We start from the raw sequence: 19,667 nt of genomic DNA, 5'->3' as shown, positions 1-19,667 counted from the left end.
CTTTGGTTACTTTGCCGCTTTTTTGCAAAGTGACTCGCTGTAAGAGCGAAACCATAAGCCGCCGTTACCTAAATAACGGATAAACACCCCGCCCTCCCTCACCCCCCCTTCAACTCTTCAATCATAATTTCCCGCATCCGAAACTTCTGGATCTTCCCCGTCACCGTCATCGGAAACTCATCCACAAACTTGAAATGCTTGGGCATCTTGAAGTGCGCAATCCGCCCCTTGCACCACGTCTGCAGCTCAAGCTCATTAGCCACATGCCCCGGATGAAACTTAATCCACGCCACAATCGCCTCACCATAGCGCTCATCCGGAATCCCGATCACCTGCACATCCGCCACCGCCGGATGAGTAAAGAAAAACTCCTCCAACTCCCGCGGGTACACGTTCTCACCTCCGCGAATGATCATGTCCTTGTTACGCCCGGCGATGCACACATACCCATGTTCATCCATGGTCGCCAGGTCGCCGGTATGCATCCAGCCCGCCTCGTCGATAGCCTCACGAGTGCTGTCAGGATTATTCCAGTAACCGAGCATCACGCTGTAGCCACGGGTACACAGCTCCCCTACCTGGCCCCGAGCAACCGTGTTACCGGCGTCATCGATAATCTTGCTTTCCAGCTGTGGCTGGGTCCGGCCAACCGTCGTAACACGCCGCTCAAGGTCATCATCCGGCCCGGTCTGCAACGACACCGGGCTGGTTTCCGTCATGCCATAGGCAATCTGCACCTCACTCATGTGCATCTCGCCGATAACCCGGCGCATCACCTCGATCGGACAAGTGGCGCCCGCCATGATCCCGGTGCGCAGGCGCGACAGGTCGAACTCGGCGCGGCGCGGGTGATCAAGCATGGCGATAAACATGGTAGGCACCCCGTATAGCCCGGTGGCCTGTTCTTCGGCGACGGCAGCCAGGGTCAGCAATGGGTCGAAACCGTCACTCGGGTAGATCATCGTGGTGCCATGGGTGATGCAGCCCAGGTTACCCATCACCATGCCAAAGCAGTGATACAGCGGCACCGGGATCACCAGGCGATCTTGCGCCGTCAGGCCCAGGCTTTCGCCAACCATGTAGCCGTTATTGAGGATGTTGTGGTGACTGAGGGTGGCGCCCTTGGGGAAGCCGGTGGTGCCGGAGGTGTACTGGATATTGACGGGTTGATCGAAGTGCAGGCCGGCCTGGCGGATCTGCAATTGCTCGGGCGGGACGCCTGCCCCGAGGGCCGCCAATTGCGACCAGGGCGTAAACCCCGGGGGCGGGCTGGGATCAAGGCTGATGATGCCGCGCAGGTCAGGTTGAAGCTCCTGCAACATGCCGTGGTAATCGGAGGTCTTGAACGACCCGGCGCACACCAACCACTGGCAACCGGATTGCTTGAGTACGTACTCCAATTCACTGCTGCGATACGCCGGGTTGATATTGACCAGAATCACGCCGATTTTGGCGCTGGCGACCTGGCTGATGCACCACTCGGCGCAGTTGGGGGCCCAGATGCCCAAGCGGTCGCCGGCCTGCATCCCCAAGGCCAGGAACGCACGTGCATGCAAGTCAACCGTCTCTGCCAGTTGCCGCCAGGTGTAGCGACGCTGTTGATGGCCCACGACCAAGGCTTCGCCGTCGGAGTAGCGCGAAACCGTTTGATCAAAGGCCTGGCCGATAGTCATGGCCAGCAAGGCCTTATCCTGACAGCCGCGGCTGTAGCTCTGATTCGATTGATCCATAACGACCCCTGTTGTCTTTTTTGTAGGTTGACGTAAACGTAAACTACGATTGACAGGCCCGCAACGCAAGTTTACGTTAACGTAAAGGTGATCGCCCTCCCCGGCGTATTGGCCATACAAAAACAACGCTAGAAGGTGCCCGTCCATGAGTTACCCCTCCCTGAACTTCGCCCTCGGTGAAACCATCGACATGCTGCGCGACCAGGTGCAGTCCTTCGTGGCCAAGGAACTGGCGCCGCGCGCTGCGCAGATCGATATCGACAACCTGTTCCCCGCCGATATGTGGCGCAAGTTCGGCGATATGGGCCTGCTGGGCATCACCGTGCCGGAAGAATACGGCGGCGCCGGCCTGGGCTACCTGGCCCACGTGGTGGCCATGGAAGAAATCAGCCGGGGCTCGGCTTCGGTGGCGTTGTCCTACGGCGCGCACTCCAACCTCTGCGTCAACCAGATCAACCGCAACGGCACCCATGAGCAAAAACTCAAATACCTGCCCAAGCTGATCAGCGGCGAACACATCGGCGCACTCGCCATGAGCGAGCCGAACGCCGGCTCCGACGTGGTCTCCATGAAGCTGCGCGCCGATAAACGCGGCAGTGTGTATGTGCTCAACGGCAGCAAGACCTGGATCACCAACGGCCCTGATGCCAATACCTACGTGATCTACGCCAAGACCGACCTGGAAAAGGGTGCCCACGGCATCACCGCGTTTATCGTCGAGCGCGACTCGAAGGGCTTCAGCCGCAGCAACAAGTTCGACAAGCTCGGCATGCGCGGCTCCAACACCTGCGAGTTGTTTTTCGATGACGTCGAAGTGCCGGAAGAAAACATCCTCGGCGCACTCAATGGCGGCGTGAAAGTGCTGATGAGCGGCCTCGATTACGAACGCGTTGTGCTGTCCGGCGGCCCGACCGGGATCATGCAGGCCTGCATGGACCTGATCGTGCCCTACATCCATGACCGCAAGCAGTTCGGCCAGAGCATCGGCGAGTTCCAGCTGATCCAGGGCAAGGTCGCCGACATGTACACCCAGCTCAACGCCAGCCGCGCCTACCTGTACGCCGTGGCCCAGGCCTGCGAGCGCGGCGAAACCACGCGCAAGGACGCCGCCGGCGTGATCCTCTACAGCGCCGAACGCGCTACCCAGATGGCCCTCGACGCGATCCAGATTCTCGGCGGCAATGGCTATATCAATGAATTCCCGGCTGGTCGTCTATTGCGTGACGCCAAGCTGTATGAAATCGGTGCCGGCACCAGTGAGATCCGGCGCATGTTGATCGGTCGCGAACTGTTTAACGAAACCCGCTGAACGGAGCGCGCACCATGGCTACCCTGCACACCCAGCTCAACCCGCGCTCGGCGGAATTCGCCGCCAACAGCGCGGCGATGCTCCAACAGGTCGACGCCCTGCATACCCTGCTCGCCCAGGTGCAGCAAGGCGGCGGCGCCAAGGCCCAGGAGCGGCATACGTCGCGGGGCAAGCTGTTGCCCCGCGAGCGGATCAATCGCTTGCTCGACCCTGGCTCGCCGTTCCTTGAACTCAGCCAGCTGGCGGCTTATCAGGTGTACGGCGAAGACGTGCCCGCTGCCGGGGTGATTGCCGGGATTGGCCGGGTGGAAGGCGTCGAATGCATGATCGTCGCCAACGACGCCACGGTGAAAGGCGGCTCGTACTACCCGCTGACCGTCAAGAAACACCTGCGCGCCCAGACCATCGCCGAGCAGAACCGCCTGCCGTGCATCTACCTGGTGGACTCCGGCGGCGCCAACCTGCCGCGTCAGGATGAAGTGTTCCCGGACCGCGAGCACTTCGGACGAATCTTCTTCAACCAGGCGAACATGAGCGCCCAGGGCATCCCGCAGATCGCGGTGGTGATGGGCTCCTGCACTGCCGGTGGTGCCTATGTGCCGGCGATGGCGGACGAAGCAATCATGGTCCGCCAGCAAGCCACCATCTTCCTCGCCGGCCCGCCGCTGGTGAAGGCGGCGACCGGAGAAGTGGTCAGCGCCGAAGACCTGGGCGGTGCCGATGTGCACTGCAAGATTTCCGGGGTGGCCGACCACTATGCCGACAGCGACGAACATGCGCTGGCCCTGGCTCGGCGCAGTGTGGCCAACCTCAACTGGCGCAAGCTGGGGCAATTGCAACAACGCACGCCGCTGGCGCCGCTTTATAGCAGCGAAGAGCTGTACGGCGTGATTCCGGCCGACGCCAAGCAACCGTTCGATGTACGCGAGGTGATCGCGCGATTGGTGGACGGCTCGGTGTTCGATGAATTCAAGGCGTTGTTTGGCACCACTCTGGTGTGCGGCTTTGCGCACCTGCACGGCTATCCGATTGCGATCCTGGCCAACAACGGCATCCTCTTCGCCGAGGCCGCGCAAAAAGGCGCGCACTTTATCGAACTGGCCTGCCAGCGCGGGATTCCGCTGTTGTTCCTGCAAAACATCACCGGCTTCATGGTCGGCCAGAAATACGAAGCCGGCGGCATCGCCAAGCACGGCGCCAAACTGGTGACAGCGGTAGCCTGTGCCAAGGTGCCGAAGTTCACCGTGATCATCGGCGGCAGCTTCGGCGCCGGTAACTACGGCATGTGTGGACGCGCCTACGACCCGCGCTTCTTGTGGATGTGGCCCAACGCACGCATCGGCGTGATGGGCGCCGAACAGGCCGCCGGCGTGCTGGTGCAGGTCAAGCGTGAGCAGGCCGAGCGCGCCGGCCAGGGTTTCAGCAGCGATGAGGAAGCGGCAATCAAGCAGCCGATCCTCGACCAGTACGAAACCCAGGGCCACCCCTACTACTCCAGCGCACGGCTGTGGGATGACGGCGTCATCGACCCGCTGCAGACCCGCGACGTGCTCGCCCTGGCCCTGTCCGCCGCGCTGAACGCCCCCATCGAGCCGAGCCGCTTCGGCGTGTTCCGCATGTAAATGGAGCTGCACCCCATGAGCGATTTCAACACCCTCGAACTGATCACCGACCCCCGTGGCTTTGCTACGCTGTGGCTCAGTCGTGAAGCCAAGAACAACGCGTTCAATGCCGAAATGATCCGCGAACTGATCATTGCCCTGGACCGGGTGCAAGGCGATCCGGCCCTGCGCTTTCTGGTACTGCGCGGGCGCGGCAAACACTTCAGCGCCGGCGCCGACCTGGCCTGGATGCAGCAGTCGGCCGAACTGGATTACCACACCAACCTGGACGATGCCCGAGAACTGGCGGAGCTGATGTACAACCTCGCCAAGCTGAAGATCCCGACGCTGGCGGTAGTCCAGGGCGCGGCCTACGGCGGTGCCCTGGGATTGATCAGTTGCTGCGACATGGCGATTGGCGCCGACGATGCGCAGTTCTGCCTGTCGGAAGTGCGCATTGGCCTGGCGCCGGCGGTGATCAGCCCGTTCGTGGTGCAGGCGATCGGTGAGCGGGCTGCCCGACGCTATGCCCTCACGGCAGATCGCTTCGGCGGCCAGCGGGCGCGGGAAATCGGGTTGTTGGCGGAGAGTTATCCCGCTGATGAGTTGGACGTACACGTCCAATTGTGGATTGCCAATCTGCTGCTCAACAGCCCGGCGGCCATGCGCGCCAGCAAGGACCTGCTACGGGAAGTCGGCCACGGTGCCCTGACGCCAGCGTTGCGACGCTACTGCGAAAATTCCATCGCCCGGATCCGCGTCAGCGCCGAAGGCCAGGAAGGCCTGCGTGCCTTTCTGCAAAAACGCGCGCCCAACTGGCAGCCTCAGGAGCCGCGTTCATGAAGACGCTTACTACCGTATTGGTAGCCAACCGTGGCGAAATCGCCTGTCGGGTGATGCGTACCGCCAAGGCCATGGGCCTGACCACCGTGGCCGTGCACAGCGCCACCGACCGTGACGCGCGGCACGCCCGCGAGGCTGATATTCGTGTGGACCTGGGCGGCAGCAAGGCCGCCGACAGTTACCTGCAAATCGACAAACTGATCACCGCCGCCCAGGCCAGCGGCGCCCAGGCGATTCACCCGGGTTATGGGTTTCTTTCGGAGAACGCAGGGTTTGCCCGCGCCATTGAAGCCGCCGGGTTGATCTTCCTCGGCCCGCCCGCCTCGGCCATTGATGCCATGGGCAGCAAATCGGCCGCCAAGGCGTTGATGGAAACCGCCGGCGTGCCGCTGGTGCCCGGTTACCACGGCGACGCCCAGGATCTGGAGACCTTCCGCCAGGCAGCCGAGCGTATCGGTTACCCGGTGCTGCTCAAGGCAACGGCAGGCGGCGGCGGCAAGGGCATGAAGGTGGTCGAGGACGTCAGCCAACTGGCCGAAGCGCTGGCCTCGGCACAGCGTGAAGCGCTGTCCTCGTTTGGCAATGCGCAGATGCTGGTGGAAAAGTATTTGCTCAAGCCGCGTCACGTGGAGATCCAGGTGTTCGCCGACCAGCACGGTCACTGCCTGTACCTCAATGAGCGCGATTGCTCGATCCAGCGCCGCCATCAAAAAGTCGTCGAAGAAGCCCCGGCGCCGGGCCTGAGTGCCGAGCAGCGCAAGGCCATGGGCGAAGCGGCCGTGCGTGCGGCCCAGGCCATCGGCTACGTGGGCGCGGGCACCGTGGAGTTTCTGCTGGACGCCCGGGGCGAGTTTTTCTTCATGGAGATGAACACCCGGCTGCAGGTGGAACACCCGGTGACCGAGGCCATCACCGGCCTGGACCTGGTGGCCTGGCAGATCCGCGTGGCCCAGGGCGAGCCGCTGCCGATGACTCAGGAGCAAGTGCCGCTGCTGGGGCATGCGATTGAAGTGCGCCTGTACGCCGAGGACCCGGCCAACGATTTTCTGCCGGCCACCGGGCACCTGGCGCTGTACCGCGAATCCACGCCAGGGCCCGGGCGCCGGGTAGACAGCGGCGTCGAACAAGGCGACAACGTGTCACCGTTCTACGACCCGATGCTGGGCAAGTTGATTGCCTGGGGCGAGGACCGCGAACAGGCGCGCCTGCGGCTGCTGGGCATGCTCGATGAGTTTGCCGTAGGCGGGCTGAAGACCAACCTGGGCTTCTTGCGACGCATCATCGGCCATCCGGCGTTTGCCGCTGCCGAGCTGGATACCGGGTTTATCCCGCGTTATCAGGATGAGCTGCTACCTGTGCCAGGGGAGTTGAGCGATGAGTTCTGGCAGGCCGCCGGCCAGGCGTTCATGCAGACCCAACCGAGCACTGACACCCGTTCGCCCTGGGCCGACACCCGAGGTTTTCGCGCAGGCTTGCCGGGCGAGGTTTCCCTGCACCTGAGCTGCAACGGCCAGGATCGCCTGGTAATGCTGCAAGCCGGCGTCAACCCGCCCCAGTTGCACGGCGAACAATTGCTGATCGACCAGCACGGCGTGCGCCGCTCCCATCTGGCGGTACGCGAGGGCGGCAGTGTGTTTTTGCGCTGGGACGGCGAGGTGCACAGTGTCAGCCTGTTCGACCCGATTGCCGCCGTCGACGCCAGCCAGTCCCATCAGGGCGGCCTGACCGCACCGATGAACGGCAGCATCGTGCGAGTGCTGGTGGAAGTCGGGCAAACGGTTGAAGCCGGTACGCAGTTGGTGGTGCTGGAGGCCATGAAGATGGAACACAGCATTCGCGCGCCCCATGCCGGCGTGGTCAAGGCGCTGTACTGCCAGGAAGGCGAAATGGTCGGTGAAGGCAGCGCACTGGTGGAGCTGGAAGCCGCGAGTTAAAACCTCGTGACCGCCTGCGCCACCACGCCGATGATCCGGCACTCTTCACTGAACAGCATCTTCGGGTATGTAGGGTTGAGCGGCACCAGGTAAAGCTGGCCGCTCTGCCTGACCCATTTGCGCAAGATCGCCTGGGAATCAAATGCCCATTGGGCCACCACCAGTTTGCCGGGCTCGGGCTGGATGGCCGGGTCCACCAGAATCATCGTGCCTTCATTGATACTCAAGCCGCTGGGGGCGGTCATGGCGTCGCCAGTCACGCGCATCCAGAACGCCTTGCCACGGGCCTGATAGTCGCTCATCTGAAAACGAGTAACGCCGTACGGCCGAGGTTCTTCCTGCAATGGGTAGCCTCCCTTCCCTTCGCTCACCGGGTAACGGTAATTCGGGTTGTAGTGCGGCGCCGGCTGCAGTTCCTCGGCAACCGCCGCGAGCGCTTTTTCGCGAACCACCAGCGCGACCTCGAGCCCATCCAGGCCCAGCTCCTGCACCACCCGGTTCATATCGGCAAGGCTCGGCACCCGACGCTTGTTCAGCCAGTGGCCGACCCCGCCCTGAGACATGCCCAGGCGCGACGCCAGTTGGTCCTGCGTGACCTTGCGGTCTTTCATGTTGGCCTTGACCAACGCTATCCATTTATCCATGGGCCCTGACAATACGTTGTGTACTCACCACGACAATAAACAGTTTGTAGTAATCAATAAAACGCCATAAATACGATTAGTACTAATATCGATTGCAGGCTTTCGACACCCACACAGAGCACTGCCCTTATGACGACCACCTCGTATACCCTGCCCGACACCTGCGATGAAGACGAGCGGCTGTTCCTGCGCAGCAGTGGCGCCGCCCAACGCGCGCTGGACTATTACCTGAAAGAGGATGCCGCACCGCCCTCCGTTGACGATACGTTGTTCGAGGTCAAGCCCGGCATCAGCGACGAGGAGGCCCTGGTCCACGCCTCCGACCTGCTGCGCAGCGCCGCGGCCACTGCGTACGAATCGGCAAACAGCGCCCACGGCAATAGCCGGGACCTGGCGTTTTCAGTGGTCTATTTGATCGATATGGCGAAGGTGATGGTGGAGCGGTCACTGCGGCTTTCGGCGAGGGGTGCCGAACAGCCGGCCAGCCTGTAACAGGCACGCGGGAAAAATATTTCTATCCGAGGGATAAAAACATTTGACTTGCAAATGATAATGATTATTATTGGACCTAGCTGATCGCGAGATCAGTCGATAGACCAAGAGACCTTAGGTCGGACTCTTGGAATATCTCCTCATCAGGCTAATCACGGTTTTTGACCCGGCTCTTTGGCCGGGTCTTTTTTTTGCCAGTTTTTCCCTGGCGTGACTTCAGGCTAATGAAGACTGTGTGTTGCTTGATGGCGCGCATGGTAGCAAAAGACCATCGCCAAAAGAAAGTCGATCGAGCGCTCTAGGCCGGTTCTTTCAAAAATAGCACTTGAGAATCAATCTCATAGATTCTAAGCTGCGGCGGCGTCATGGACGACGCCCCCCTCTTCACCCGCAAAAATTGCATCCAGGCTTTGCCCCGCTCCGGTGTAAAATGCCCGCCACAACACTCATATTCAGGCAACCAGACTATGACCGTGGCCTTGACCTCCATCAAGATCAGCACCGACTTCGACAGTGGCAATATCCAGGTGCTCGACGCCAGTGATGCTCACCAGTTGCTGCTGGCGATAAAGCCCGATACACGCAGCCAGCACTTCCAGTGGTTCCACTTCAAGGCCGAAGGCATGCACGTGGGTCACACCCACACCTTCCGCCTGAGCAATGCCGGCCACTCGTCTTACAAGCACGCCTGGAGCGGCTACAACGCCGTGGCGTCCTACGACCATATCAACTGGTTCCGGGTGCCCACCCGCTTTGATGGCGAAACGCTGCACATCACCCTCGAAACCCGTGAAAAACAGGCCTGGTTCGCTTACTTCGAACCCTACAGCCGCGAACGCCACGACTGGCTGATCGACCAGGCGCTGAACCGCGCCGGCACGCAATTGCTGGCCACCGGCAAAAGTGTCGAAGGCCGTGATATCCAACTGCTGCGCCGTGGCAAGGGCGAGGCCAACAAGCGCAAGGTCTGGATCATCGCCCAGCAGCATCCCGGCGAACACATGGCCGAATGGTTTATGGAAGGCATCATCGAGCGCCTGCAACAGGACGGTGACGCCGAGCTGAAAAAGCTCCTGGCCGCCGCCGACCTGTACCTGGTACCGAACATGAATCCCGATGGCGCGTTCCATGGGCATCTGCGCACCAACGCCATGGGCCAGGACCTCAACCGCGCCTGGCAAAGTGCGAGCCAGGAGATCAGCCCCGAAGTACTGTTCGTCCAGCAACAAATGGAAAAGTACGGCGTTGACCTGTTCCTGGATATCCACGGCGACGAGGAAATCCCCTATGTGTTCACCGCCGGTTGTGAAGGCAACCCGGGCTACACGCCACGTATCGAGCAGTTGGAAAAACACTTCCGCAGCCACCTGAGCAACCTCACCCGGGATTTTCAGACCGCGCATGGCTACACCCGCGACCTGCCGGGCGAAGCCAATATGACCCTGGCGTGCAACAGCGTCGGCGAGAAGTTCGATTGCTTGTCCCTGACCCTGGAAATGCCCTTCAAGGACAACGACGACGCGCCCAACCCGCACACCGGCTGGTCGGGCAAACGCTCGATGCAGTTGGGCAAGGACGTGTTGAGCAGCGTGGCGGATATCGTCGGCGTATTGCGCTAAACATCCACGATCCCGGCGACGGCTGCCTCACAGCAACCGCCGCCGGGGAAGGCTTCAGTCCTTGCTGCCGGTCATGCTTTGCAACACACCGTCACGCCGGATCAAACCGTGGAACAGCGCCGCCGCCAGGTGCAACAACACCGTCAGAAACAGCAAATACGCCAGGTAACCGTGAGCCTTGCGCAACACGGCAAACAACGGCGCATTCGCCCCCACCAGCGCCGGCAACTGCACCGAACTGCTGAGCATCACCGGGTCGCCGGCCGCTGAAATCATCGCCCAGCCCAGCAGCGGCAACACCAGCATCAACGCATACAGCACCACGTGGGAGGCCTTGGCCGCCAGCACTTGCCACAGCGGCAAGTCGGCAGGCAGCGGCGGCTGGCGCGTGGAAAAACGCACCACCAGGCGCACGATCACCAGCGCCAGGATCGCAATGCCCAGCGGCTTGTGCAGGTGGATCAGCCACTCATGGCGTTCGGAAACCGAGGCCACCATGCCCGCGCCGATAAACAGCATGGCGATGATCATCAACGCCATCAGCCAATGCAGCAGCCGCGCCAGCGGGGCGAAAAACCGGGGTTGGGCATTCATGGCTTCGACTCCTGAGGGGCGCTGTGCAGCTGGCTGACTTCGCTGGTGCGACGCAGGTAGGAACTGGCGTACGCCGCCGAACGGGCGGCCAGCAATGGGTCATTCGAGGCTTCGATACCGCTCGGCAGCACCAGTGGATCAAAGTTGATGTCACGGCAATCACCGTCCATTTGCGGCTGGCTGCTTTCCAGCACCAGGGTCCCGGCATTCAGCACCTTGTGCTCACCGGTCCAGGTCTTGCTGGCGTCATCCACCGGGTCGCCCGGGTTGGCCAGGGTGAGGCTCAACTGCCAGCGCAACGGCCCGGCCACCAGGCGCTGGGCCAGGTCTTTTTCGAGGAAGTCGCTGCCGGCGGGCGCCGTAGCCCCCGCAGCATCCTGGCTTTGCGGTACGACGCCCCAGCGCACGGCCTGGCGTTGGCCGCTGGCGTTTACCAGGTAAAACGCGTTGATGCCGTTATAGGTTTCAGTGGCATAGCTGGCAGACGGCTTGGCGGTTTTGACCCAGGCCAGGAACGGCGCGGTCTCGGGGTGCGCCGCGAAGAACGCCGGCATGCCTGCCGGGTTCGGCTTGCCGGTGGCCGGGTCAGGTGCGCCGGCCTTGAGCATCTCGAAGAAGGCCTCGGGCGTGCCCACCGGGAACACCGGCATGCTGTTCATCCCGGTGCGCCATTGCTGGCCGTTGGCCAAGTTGAACTGCAAGGCAAAACTGCGGATCGGCACGCTGCTGTCCGGCGCATACGGGTTGCCGCTGGGCAGCGCAAAACGCCCGATAACCGGGGTGCGCGCCTCGCTGAATACCTGGGCACTGGAGTACTGGCGCGCTTCGGGGCTGCTCTCGAAATAACCGGCCACGCACACGCCCTTGGCATGGTTACGCCGGTAGCCAGGGTGCAAGCCGTTGTTGGTTTCCAAGGCATTGACCAGGGTTTTGGGACGCAACCGCTGTGGGTCGAGGCTTCCGTTAACGTAGGCAAACGCCCCGGCCACGACGGCAACCACCACGCCGATGCTGGCCAACCGAATTATCAGGCTTGCGGTGCTCAACGGCGGACGGGGCGGTGATGAGTGATCTACCATGAAATAACTCCAGGGCCCAAGGCCTTGAGTGGGTGAAACATAAGGTCGGAACACTTGGGACGAACGCCAGCGCACTCTATTCCCTGGCCTGCTGTTTATTTTTATTGGCCTGGAATAACCTTCAACGCCGGACGTCTTCCTAGTCCCAGCGTAGTGACTAGCCAGAATCCCATGCACGAACTCGACGAACAGTTACGTGAACTCATCCCCAGGTTGCGGCGTTTTGCCGTGTCCCTGACGCGTAACACCAGCAGCGCCGACGACCTGGTGCAGGCGAGCCTTGAGCGCGCGATCATCAGTTGGGCCGACAAACGCCTCGAAGGCGACTTGCGCGCCTGGCTGTTCTCGATCCTCTACCGGCAGTTCCTCGACGCCCATCGGCGCTCCCGGCGGTACACACGCATGCTGGAATTTTTCACCGGCCGCGATGATTCGCAGCCGTCGGTCGAGCGCACCGTCATCGCGCAATCGACCCTGCAAGCCTTCGACAAATTGAACACCGAACAGCGCGCCCTGCTGCTGTGGGTCTCAGTGGAAGGTTTGAGCTACAAAGAAGTCGCCGACATCCTCGAGGTGCCCGTGGGCACCGTGATGTCTCGCCTGTCGCGCGCGCGCCAGGCCCTGCGCCAGCTCAGCGACGGCGAAATCACCAGCCCTGCCCTGCGGATACTCAAATGATCAGCCTGCCTCCCAGCGAACGCGATTTGCATGCCTACGTCGATCACCAGCTCCTGGACGCCGACCGCCGCCAGCTCGAAACCTGGCTGGCGGCCCACCCGGACGTCGCCGCCCAGGTGCACGCCTGGCAACAGGACGCGCAGCACCTGCGGGCCTCGTTGAGCGGCGCACTGCAACAACCCGCCAACCCCGAGCTGGACCCGGCCCTGATTCGCCAGCGGGTCAAGCGCCAGTCACGCCGCCATCTCGCAACCGCCGCCATGCTGTTGATTGCCGTCAGTGTCGGCGGCCTCGGCGGCTGGCAGGCCCGCCAGGCTACGCTGCTCGAGAGCATGGCGCCCATGAGCGACGCGATGCAGGCCTACCGCCTGTTTGCCCAGGACGGCATCTTGCCCGCCGACTACCACGTGCAAAGCGGTGGCGACATGCAAGGCTGGCTCGACCGTTACTTCAACCAGGCCTACCGCCTGCCGGACCTGAGCCAGGCCGGGTTCAAGGCGGTCAGCGGGCGCCTGCTCAGTACCGAACAAGGCGCGGCGGCCATGGTGCTGTATGAAGACCCCCAAGGGCGGCGCATCAGTTTCTATATCCGTCCGCCGGGCCCGGAAAACAAATTCCTGCCTCGTGGCAGCCGCAGTGCCGACGGCCTGCAGGCCGAATACTGGTCGGGCGCGGGCTACAACTATGCGATGGTCAGCCCGCAAGACCCGTCGACCACGCAGATGCTCAAGCAGACGATGCGGTTCTAGAAACCCACATCCAGTACCACGTTATCGACGTAGGTACCGGCCGGCGGCGTGGCCTGGTTGCTATAGATCGCCGCGTTGTAGTTGAACACCTGGCTGCCGGTGCCCAGGCCATTCCCGGGGTTCACCTCAGCCGTGGAGCTGGCGCGCCGGGCGGTGGTCACGCTGCCCCAGCGAGTGGTGGTGGCGCTTTTGAAGATGTCGTAATTGAGGAAATTGCTCCCCGAGATCATCCGCCGCTGCCCGCCCACACTCACCGGGTTCTGGCCATCGCTGATGCCCACGGTGTAGGCACTGCCCTTGGTGCAGGCAATCGTGGCTTGCCCGTTCACACTGGAAAAACCACTGATCACCGGCGCGCTGCCGAAGCTGATGTTGGGCGCGGTGATCTGACAGTCGTTGCTCACCGTCATGCTGACCGTCAGGGAGGATGTGCCCGAGCCGGAATCCCGGAAGACACACAGCGACCCAACCCCCAGAACCGCGCAGTAGTTCCAGACCCAGGCGATGCTGAGTGTCTCCGTGTAAAGGCCGGCAGCCACGTTGCTGCCGGTGATCGATCTCAGGTAAAGCGGCAAGGTCTTCGTGCCCGGCCCGGAAACCAGGCCAACGCTTTGGGCAATGCCCGTCGCGCCGAAATCGAACTGGGTGCCACGGTTGATCGGGTAACTGGTGCTGTTATTGGCGTAAATCGTATAACCGATGACATCCCCGGTAGGGCCGACCATGCCGCTGGTGGCCGAAGTGATGGTTGCATAGAAGTGATCACTCGCCGCCAGCAGCGAAATCAACGTGGCCCCGCAGTTCAAGCCAGCGTTGGTGGTGGAACTGGTCTGGGCAGCGGTGCGCACCGTCATCGAACTGATCGAGCCAAAGCTGGCCGGCGACGTAGCTCCCGGCGCCGAACACGCGGCCATTGCCTGTAGCGAAAAACCCAGGCCCGCCAGCACCAGCAGTCCAACTATCCATTCCTTGACCCGCACACCCACACTCCTTGTCTCATTGGCAAACCAGAGGCCCGATCAGCGGCACCTGCTCCTCGTTGATATCCACGTCGAACGTTGCCTGGCAGGTACGGCCCTCTCCCACGGTGACTTGCAAGGTGTTGTGGGCCGCCAGGTTCTCCAGGTACACCAGGCCATCCCACCCCACCACCGCGCGCGCCCCGGTTTGCTCATGACGCACCTGGCTGCCCAGGGGCAGGTCCTGATGCCGGGCATCCACCAGGGTGATACTGGCCGCGATCACCCGGCGCACCGGGAACTCCAGCAGGTAGCCGCTGCCGCGCCGCACCGCCACGCGCTGCTCGACATTCGGGGTCTGCACGTTGACCGGCAGGTTCAGCGGGTCGATTTCATACTTGCCGCGGTAGTACGCGCTGCTCCACGGCACCAGCAAGTGCCCGTTGCGGTCGGTTTCACCCACCAACTGGTTTTCATAGAGCACCGGCACACCGGAATAGCCGTCGGTGCTCACCACCACAAACGCGTCATTGACCTGGTTGGCGGTGAACACCTGATTGTCCATCCACACCAGCGAGCCACTGGCATCCGCCCAACGGGTCTCGGCGTCACTGCTGCCGTACACGCCCGCCTGCAATTGCACCGACTGCATGCGCCAGGTCAGGTCGGCCTGGCGATAGGCGGGGCCGTCGCCACTGGCATACCCCAGGTTGTAGCCCACGCCGCCTTCGGACGGCACCGCCCGGCTGTAGTTGACCCGCTGGCGACTCTCGCCGGCCTGGCTTCGCTCGTTGCTCAAGGCCAGGCTGCCATAGATGTCGAACGGGATGACCAACTGCGCCTGCATGGCCCAGTTGCTGTCACCGACCTCGCGGTTGGCCGACAGGTAGAAACTGGTGTTGCGCCACAGCTGTTTGCTCCAGGTGAGGTTCATCAGCCGGGTGCGGGAGTCATCGGCCGCCTGCACATCGAAATAGCCGGCACCGATGCTGCCGAAATCGTTGAGGTTCAGGCTCAGGGTCACCTGCTCGCTGCGCTTGCTGAGGCTCGCATAAGGCGTGTCGACCAGGGTCAGGTCGGCGTATTGGTCGCGGCGTTCTACTCGCTGGTATGACAGGCTGTAGCGCTGGTTGCTGTATTGATAACCGAAGCTCAGTTGCTGGCCGGTCTCGCCATCAAACTGGCTTTGGCTGAGGGCGGTATTGAGCACCCCGAAGTTGCCCAGCCGCACGTTGCCGCCGAGCCCGCCCAGGGTCAGGTCGCCTGAGGCTTCGGCATGGCTTTCCAGGGTGAAGTAGTCCGACACCCCGTAACGAAAGGTGCCGCTGGCCACGCCCGGCCCGTAGCCAAAATCCCGAATGGTGTAGTCGCGGCGCAAATTACCGGCCGCCACGGAAAAATCCGACAGGCCTTTTTGCAACAACGTACTGGTGACGTAGAACGGCACGGTGGTCGACACCTGCCGGCCCAGGGCATCGGTGGTGACCACCACCGCTTCGCCGGCGCCGTTGATAAACGGCACGTTGGTCAAGGTGTAAGGGCCCGGCTGCAGATCTGCGCTGCTGGATTTGTAGCCATTGATGAACAGGTCCACCGACGACGGCACCGCCGCCTCCCCGGCAAATTGTGGCAAGGGGTAAGTCACCAGGTCCGGGCGTACGCCGAAATCCCGCGACACTTGCACCCCGCCCAGGCGTACCGAACTGCTCCACGGCAATGCGCTGCTGATCACGTCGCCCGCCTCGTAGGTCAGCAGGCGCTCATCGTCGGAAAAGCGCCAGGTGGTGTCATAGCGCCGGTAGCCATTGTTCAAAGTGCTGCCGCTGGCCTGGCCGCCAAAGGTGGTGCGGTATTGGCCGGTATTGGACAAGGTGCCCCAGGTATCGAACAGCCGCACTTCGTTGAAAATGCCCAGGTATGTGCCGGCGTCATCGGTGTCGTTCAGGTAAGCGTCATAGTTGAGCAACGCACCAAAACTGGTGAGTGCCTGGGCGCGCGGGTAGTTGTTGCGGCTGCCGATGAACTGCGCCGGCAACCACGCCGGCGGTACCGTCAACATGAGGCGCTGGCCCTGGCTGTCGTAATCGGTGTGCAGGCCCGGCAGGTGGTCCAGCGCGACCTCGGTGGTGATCTCGGCCGGCAGCTTCATGCCCACGTCCCGCAAGGTGGCCGCCGGCACAAACAGGCCGCCGGCGCGCTGATCCACGGCCACCACCCGGCCAGTGTCCATCTGGTTGACCACCAGTTCGAGGAACAACTGTGCATCGGCAACAGCCTCCATGTTGCTGGGCGGCGGCGGCAACGGCGCGGCCACGCCAAGCGGCGCAAGCACCAGGCCCGCCAGGCCGCCCACCACCCACACCGATCGCCATCGACTACGAGCCCAACCATGGCTCACCAAGGCATTGTGTCCATCAATGGACATCTCCATCCGTTAAGACCAAGGGCTGCTCCATGCCCTATTCCATTGCGTTACCGTCCCGGCGCAAGGTTCTCCAGTTGCGCTGCGCCATTGACTCGCACCTGCAGCGGCTGATCGCCCGCGACACCTTGTGGCACCGGCCAGCGCATGGTTGCGCCCGGCAGTACATAGCCGAGCAGGCCGTCTACCAGCGGCCGGGTCTGCCCGCCCTGTTTGAACGCCACATCGGTGAGCCGCGCGTGCACCGCGCCCTGGTTGCGCATCTCCACATAGTTGCGCCCGCCGACGGTGACTTTTTTCCAGCTCAGGTCAGGCTTGCCCGCGCCCTTGGGGTCGCGCTGGCGCGTCGCGTCTTCCTTGCTCCACAGGCCTGCGCCGTAGGCGAACAACGGCACCGAATAACGCATCTGAAAGCGGATGGCTGCGGCCGTCTTGCCATCGGCTGCGGGGGTTTCAGGGGTGGCGGCGGGGATTTCGTCGATGATGATCCGATAGGCCAACTCCTGGCCCGGCGGCACTTCCCGGGTCCGGGTCAGGCGCACCAATTGCTTCTGCCCCGGTTCGATCTTCGCCACCGGCGGGCTGCCGATCACTTCGCGCTGGTTCTGGTACTGCTCGTCAAACCCGCCCTGGCTCCAGGCAAATACCCGGATCTGCAGGTTGGCAGTCTCTGTACCGCGGTTCTCCAACCACAAGGCGCTGGCCTGTTGATCGGCCTCCAGCACCGGGTCAATGGGCCAGATCAGCACCGAACTGGCAGCCTGGACCTGCCCGGCGCCCAACGCCACCAGACCGATAAAACCCGCAACCCAATACCGCCGGGAAGCTGCAAACATAGATTCCACTCCTCATGCCAATCGCCTTACCAGGACAGCTGCACCTGCAGCACGTCGCTGTACGTCCCCCCAGGCTGACTACCCGGTAACACCACCCGGCCGTAAATCGGCAGGGTTATATTGTTCGCGTTGCTGTAGGCCACGCTGACGCTTTGACTGATCCCCAGGCTCTGGCTCAGGGCCGCGTCCTGAAACAGCTGGTACGCCACTTGGGCACTGCCGCTATTGAGTTGCATGTGCCGGCCACTGGCGTTGTACAAGCCGCCGTTGACGCTCATGTTCAAGGTGACTCCCGGGGTGCATTGCAGCGTTACCCCGCTGCTCAGCGCCACCGACACCGTGCTGGTGGACAACGACGAATAGCTGCCGAACGCCAGGCTGCCGTAGTTCGTGCCGCCGCCCACCACCAGGCAGCCTGCGGCAATCGTCGCGCTGACCTGGATCGTCTGGCTGGTCACCGCCAGCAACGACAACGGCATTCCCCAACCCGTGATGACCGCCAGCGTCGCCCAGCAGGCCCGCTTCATGGCACTAGAACGTCAGTTGCACCGACACCGTGTCGGTGTAGGTACCCGCCGGCAGACCTGCCTTGCCCACGGCCTGGCCGTAGATGTTCACGGTTTGCGCAACGCCCGTGCTCGCACCTACGTTGATCGTTCCGTTGATCGCCAGGAGTGTCGAATGCCCGGTGTCGGTGTAGAAGTCATACGGCACATAATTGGCCACGCCGTCATACAGCGCCCGGGTGCCGCCGGTGGACTGGCCGTCATGGGACCCGGCGCCCACGGTGATCACCGGCGAGGTGCCCGAGGAACACTGGATCGACAACGCGCCTCCACCGCCGCCCAGTACTTGCCCGGACTGAGTGGTGAACTGGCTGTCGGTGGTACCGAAATTGATCGTACCGAAGTTCAAACCGGTGGTGCCGCCCACGCCGTTGACCAGGCAACTGTTGGTCAGGATCAGCGTGGAGCTGATCTGCCCGGTGACCGTCGTGGCCGCCTGGGCACCCGATACCCAGGCCAGTGCGACCAATGGGAGAACTGCTTTAGATACAAGTGCATGCATGATGTCCATCCTCATGAATTACCAATCCAGAGTCACCGTCAGGGTGTCTGTGTAGATGCCGGCCGGTAGGGCCCTGGTATTCGCCACCACCGAGCCGAATACCGGGATCGGTACCTGTGCGCCCTTGGTCACGACGAAATTGCGTTGCTGGCCGATGCTGTAGGTGCTTCGGCCCGCAGGATCGGCCGACAGCCGATACGGTATGGTTTGCCGGCCATTGCTCAAGCGCCGGGTGACGCCGTCGCCGTGGGCGCCGCCGTCGATGGTCACGGTGAAACTGCTCACCACCGACGGGTTGCAGGACACCGCCAGCGCGGCCTTGTCGCTATCACTGATGCCGGCGCCCAGGCCCTTGTCCCAGGTGGGTCCGTGGCTGCCGAAATCCAGCAAGGCCGAGCCGCCATCCGGGCTCACCGGCGCGCTGTCGTTGCCTTTGCTTACCTGGCAACTGGCAGTGATCACCAGCCGTGCGTGAATCTGCCCGGCGACCGCCGCCTGGGCGTCCTCGGCCAGCAGCAACAGGCCGCCCAGCGCGATGCAGGCCAGGGCGCGGCTTACCATGTCACCGTCACTTTGAGCAGGTCGGAATAACGCCCCACGGCCGGTATTTCCTTGAGCGGCTCGATGCGTCCATAAAGTGGCAAGTCCACCGTGCCGGAATCGGGCACGCGGCCGCTCAACGGTACGTCCACGGCCAAGGGGATGCGGCGTGCGGCATCGGCATAAATTCGATAGGGAATGGGTTTGATCGAGGGGGCAGCAGCGCCCAGGTAACGTACTTCGCCGGCGCCGCCATGCAGGCCGCCGTCGACACGCATCTGATAAGGCGTATCCGGGTTGCACTCCAGGCGTGGCTGGCGCTGGCTGATCAAGGCTGCACTCAACGGGCCTGCCGGGTCATCCAGCCGGGAGCCGCTGCCGAAATCCAGTACGCCGAGCTGCTCGATCCCTGCTTCACGCGTGGTGCCGACCAACTGGCACCCCCGCTGCACGTCGATACGCACCTCAACCTGGAGCTGTGCACCATAAACCGTGTTGCAGAGCATCGCGCTCATGATTGCCAAGATTGCGTGTCCCTTCACTGCCCCAAATCCTTATACAGGGGTGACT

At 62.7% G+C, this 19,667-nt stretch carries 19 protein-coding genes; 8 read left to right on the top strand and 11 right to left on the bottom strand.

All coding sequences use genetic code 11. From position 1 onward, the window contains the following. Positions 1 to 98: 98 nt before the first annotated feature. The gene (locus HX814_RS24725) at positions 99 to 1,730 is read right to left on the bottom strand and encodes an AMP-binding protein (protein ID WP_087694671.1); all 1,632 of its coding nucleotides are present in this window, start codon (positions 1,728 to 1,730) and stop codon (positions 99 to 101) included. A 145-nt stretch (positions 1,731 to 1,875) separates the two neighbouring features. On the opposite strand from HX814_RS24725, the gene HX814_RS24720 reads away from it, so the two are divergent. Genes HX814_RS24720 through HX814_RS24705 form a run of 4 tightly spaced genes read left to right on the top strand, consistent with a single transcriptional unit; the run spans position 1,876 to position 7,417 of the window. Next, positions 1,876 to 3,039 carry an isovaleryl-CoA dehydrogenase gene (locus HX814_RS24720; RefSeq protein ID WP_003212472.1) on the top strand — a complete coding sequence of 388 codons (1,164 nt, stop codon included), beginning with the start codon at positions 1,876 to 1,878 and terminating at the stop codon, positions 3,037 to 3,039. Positions 3,040 to 3,053: 14 nt separating this feature from the next. Next, a complete protein-coding gene (locus HX814_RS24715; RefSeq protein WP_003212470.1) occupies positions 3,054 to 4,661 on the top strand; it encodes a carboxyl transferase domain-containing protein in 1,608 nt (535 codons plus the stop codon). Positions 4,662 to 4,676: 15 nt separating this feature from the next. Beyond that, positions 4,677 to 5,483, top strand: coding sequence for a gamma-carboxygeranoyl-CoA hydratase (locus tag HX814_RS24710; protein ID WP_102369520.1), 807 nt, complete (start codon positions 4,677 to 4,679; stop codon positions 5,481 to 5,483). Further along, positions 5,480 to 7,417: an acetyl/propionyl/methylcrotonyl-CoA carboxylase subunit alpha gene (locus HX814_RS24705; protein ID WP_177009821.1), complete on the top strand. Its 1,938-nt coding sequence runs from the start codon at positions 5,480 to 5,482 to the stop codon at positions 7,415 to 7,417. Before HX814_RS24710 ends, HX814_RS24705 begins: the two co-directional genes overlap by 4 nt. On the opposite strand, the gene HX814_RS24700 is transcribed toward HX814_RS24705, so the two are convergent. Beyond that, complete coding sequence (locus HX814_RS24700; protein ID WP_177009822.1) at positions 7,414 to 8,061, bottom strand: LexA family transcriptional regulator; 648 nt, start codon at positions 8,059 to 8,061, stop codon at positions 7,414 to 7,416. The two genes, HX814_RS24705 and HX814_RS24700, sit on opposite strands and share 4 nt — an antisense overlap. A gap of 129 nt (positions 8,062 to 8,190) precedes the next feature. On the opposite strand from HX814_RS24700, the gene HX814_RS24695 reads away from it, so the two are divergent. Together HX814_RS24695 and HX814_RS24690 are read left to right on the top strand one after the other, a co-directional pair. Continuing rightward, the gene (locus HX814_RS24695; RefSeq protein ID WP_003212463.1) at positions 8,191 to 8,553 is read left to right on the top strand and encodes a DUF6124 family protein; all 363 of its coding nucleotides are present in this window, start codon (positions 8,191 to 8,193) and stop codon (positions 8,551 to 8,553) included. A gap of 467 nt (positions 8,554 to 9,020) precedes the next feature. After that, positions 9,021 to 10,172 (top strand): M14-type cytosolic carboxypeptidase, encoded by a 1,152-nt coding sequence (locus tag HX814_RS24690; RefSeq protein ID WP_008431496.1) that lies wholly within the window; start codon positions 9,021 to 9,023, stop codon positions 10,170 to 10,172. 54 nt (positions 10,173 to 10,226) lie between these two features. Here the strand turns inward: HX814_RS24690 and HX814_RS24685 are convergent, their stop codons facing one another. Then, on the bottom strand, positions 10,227 to 10,766 hold the full coding sequence (locus HX814_RS24685; RefSeq protein ID WP_003212459.1) for a cytochrome b: 540 nt from the start codon (positions 10,764 to 10,766) through the stop codon (positions 10,227 to 10,229). Continuing rightward, complete coding sequence (locus HX814_RS24680; protein WP_177009823.1) at positions 10,763 to 11,845, bottom strand: catalase family peroxidase; 1,083 nt, start codon at positions 11,843 to 11,845, stop codon at positions 10,763 to 10,765. Before HX814_RS24680 ends, HX814_RS24685 begins: the two co-directional genes overlap by 4 nt. A gap of 171 nt (positions 11,846 to 12,016) precedes the next feature. On the opposite strand from HX814_RS24680, the gene HX814_RS24675 reads away from it, so the two are divergent. Beyond that, positions 12,017 to 12,523: an RNA polymerase sigma factor gene (locus HX814_RS24675; RefSeq protein ID WP_003212456.1), complete on the top strand. Its 507-nt coding sequence runs from the start codon at positions 12,017 to 12,019 to the stop codon at positions 12,521 to 12,523. Further along, on the top strand, positions 12,520 to 13,272 hold the full coding sequence (locus HX814_RS24670) for an anti-sigma factor (RefSeq protein WP_003212454.1): 753 nt from the start codon (positions 12,520 to 12,522) through the stop codon (positions 13,270 to 13,272). Before HX814_RS24675 ends, HX814_RS24670 begins: the two co-directional genes overlap by 4 nt. On the opposite strand, the gene HX814_RS24665 is transcribed toward HX814_RS24670, so the two are convergent. Genes HX814_RS24665 through HX814_RS24635 form a run of 7 tightly spaced genes read right to left on the bottom strand, consistent with a single transcriptional unit; the run spans position 13,269 to position 19,603 of the window. Continuing rightward, a complete protein-coding gene (locus HX814_RS24665; protein ID WP_256579507.1) occupies positions 13,269 to 14,252 on the bottom strand; it encodes a spore coat U domain-containing protein in 984 nt (327 codons plus the stop codon). The two genes, HX814_RS24670 and HX814_RS24665, sit on opposite strands and share 4 nt — an antisense overlap. Before the next feature lie 16 nt (positions 14,253 to 14,268). After that, positions 14,269 to 16,662: a fimbria/pilus outer membrane usher protein gene (locus tag HX814_RS24660; RefSeq protein ID WP_177009824.1), complete on the bottom strand. Its 2,394-nt coding sequence runs from the start codon at positions 16,660 to 16,662 to the stop codon at positions 14,269 to 14,271. A 41-nt stretch (positions 16,663 to 16,703) separates the two neighbouring features. After that, positions 16,704 to 17,489: a molecular chaperone gene (locus HX814_RS24655; RefSeq protein WP_177009825.1), complete on the bottom strand. Its 786-nt coding sequence runs from the start codon at positions 17,487 to 17,489 to the stop codon at positions 16,704 to 16,706. Between the two features lie 26 nt (positions 17,490 to 17,515). Beyond that, positions 17,516 to 18,016 carry a spore coat U domain-containing protein gene (locus HX814_RS24650; protein ID WP_177009826.1) on the bottom strand — a complete coding sequence of 167 codons (501 nt, stop codon included), beginning with the start codon at positions 18,014 to 18,016 and terminating at the stop codon, positions 17,516 to 17,518. A gap of 4 nt (positions 18,017 to 18,020) precedes the next feature. Next, entirely contained in the window at positions 18,021 to 18,557 is a 537-nt protein-coding gene (locus HX814_RS24645) for a spore coat protein U domain-containing protein (protein ID WP_177009827.1), read from the bottom strand. An 18-nt stretch (positions 18,558 to 18,575) separates the two neighbouring features. Further along, complete coding sequence (locus HX814_RS24640) at positions 18,576 to 19,118, bottom strand: spore coat protein U domain-containing protein (RefSeq protein WP_177009828.1); 543 nt, start codon at positions 19,116 to 19,118, stop codon at positions 18,576 to 18,578. After that, the gene (locus HX814_RS24635) at positions 19,112 to 19,603 is read right to left on the bottom strand and encodes a spore coat U domain-containing protein (protein WP_003212438.1); all 492 of its coding nucleotides are present in this window, start codon (positions 19,601 to 19,603) and stop codon (positions 19,112 to 19,114) included. Before HX814_RS24635 ends, HX814_RS24640 begins: the two co-directional genes overlap by 7 nt. Positions 19,604 to 19,667: the final 64 nt, after the last annotated feature.

Source organism: Pseudomonas sp. C8002, from assembly GCF_013385765.1.
In the GTDB taxonomy this organism is placed as follows: domain Bacteria; phylum Pseudomonadota; class Gammaproteobacteria; order Pseudomonadales; family Pseudomonadaceae; genus Aquipseudomonas.
The sequence above is the reverse complement of the archived record's forward strand: the minus strand, read 5'-3'. Positions and strand labels throughout refer to the sequence as shown.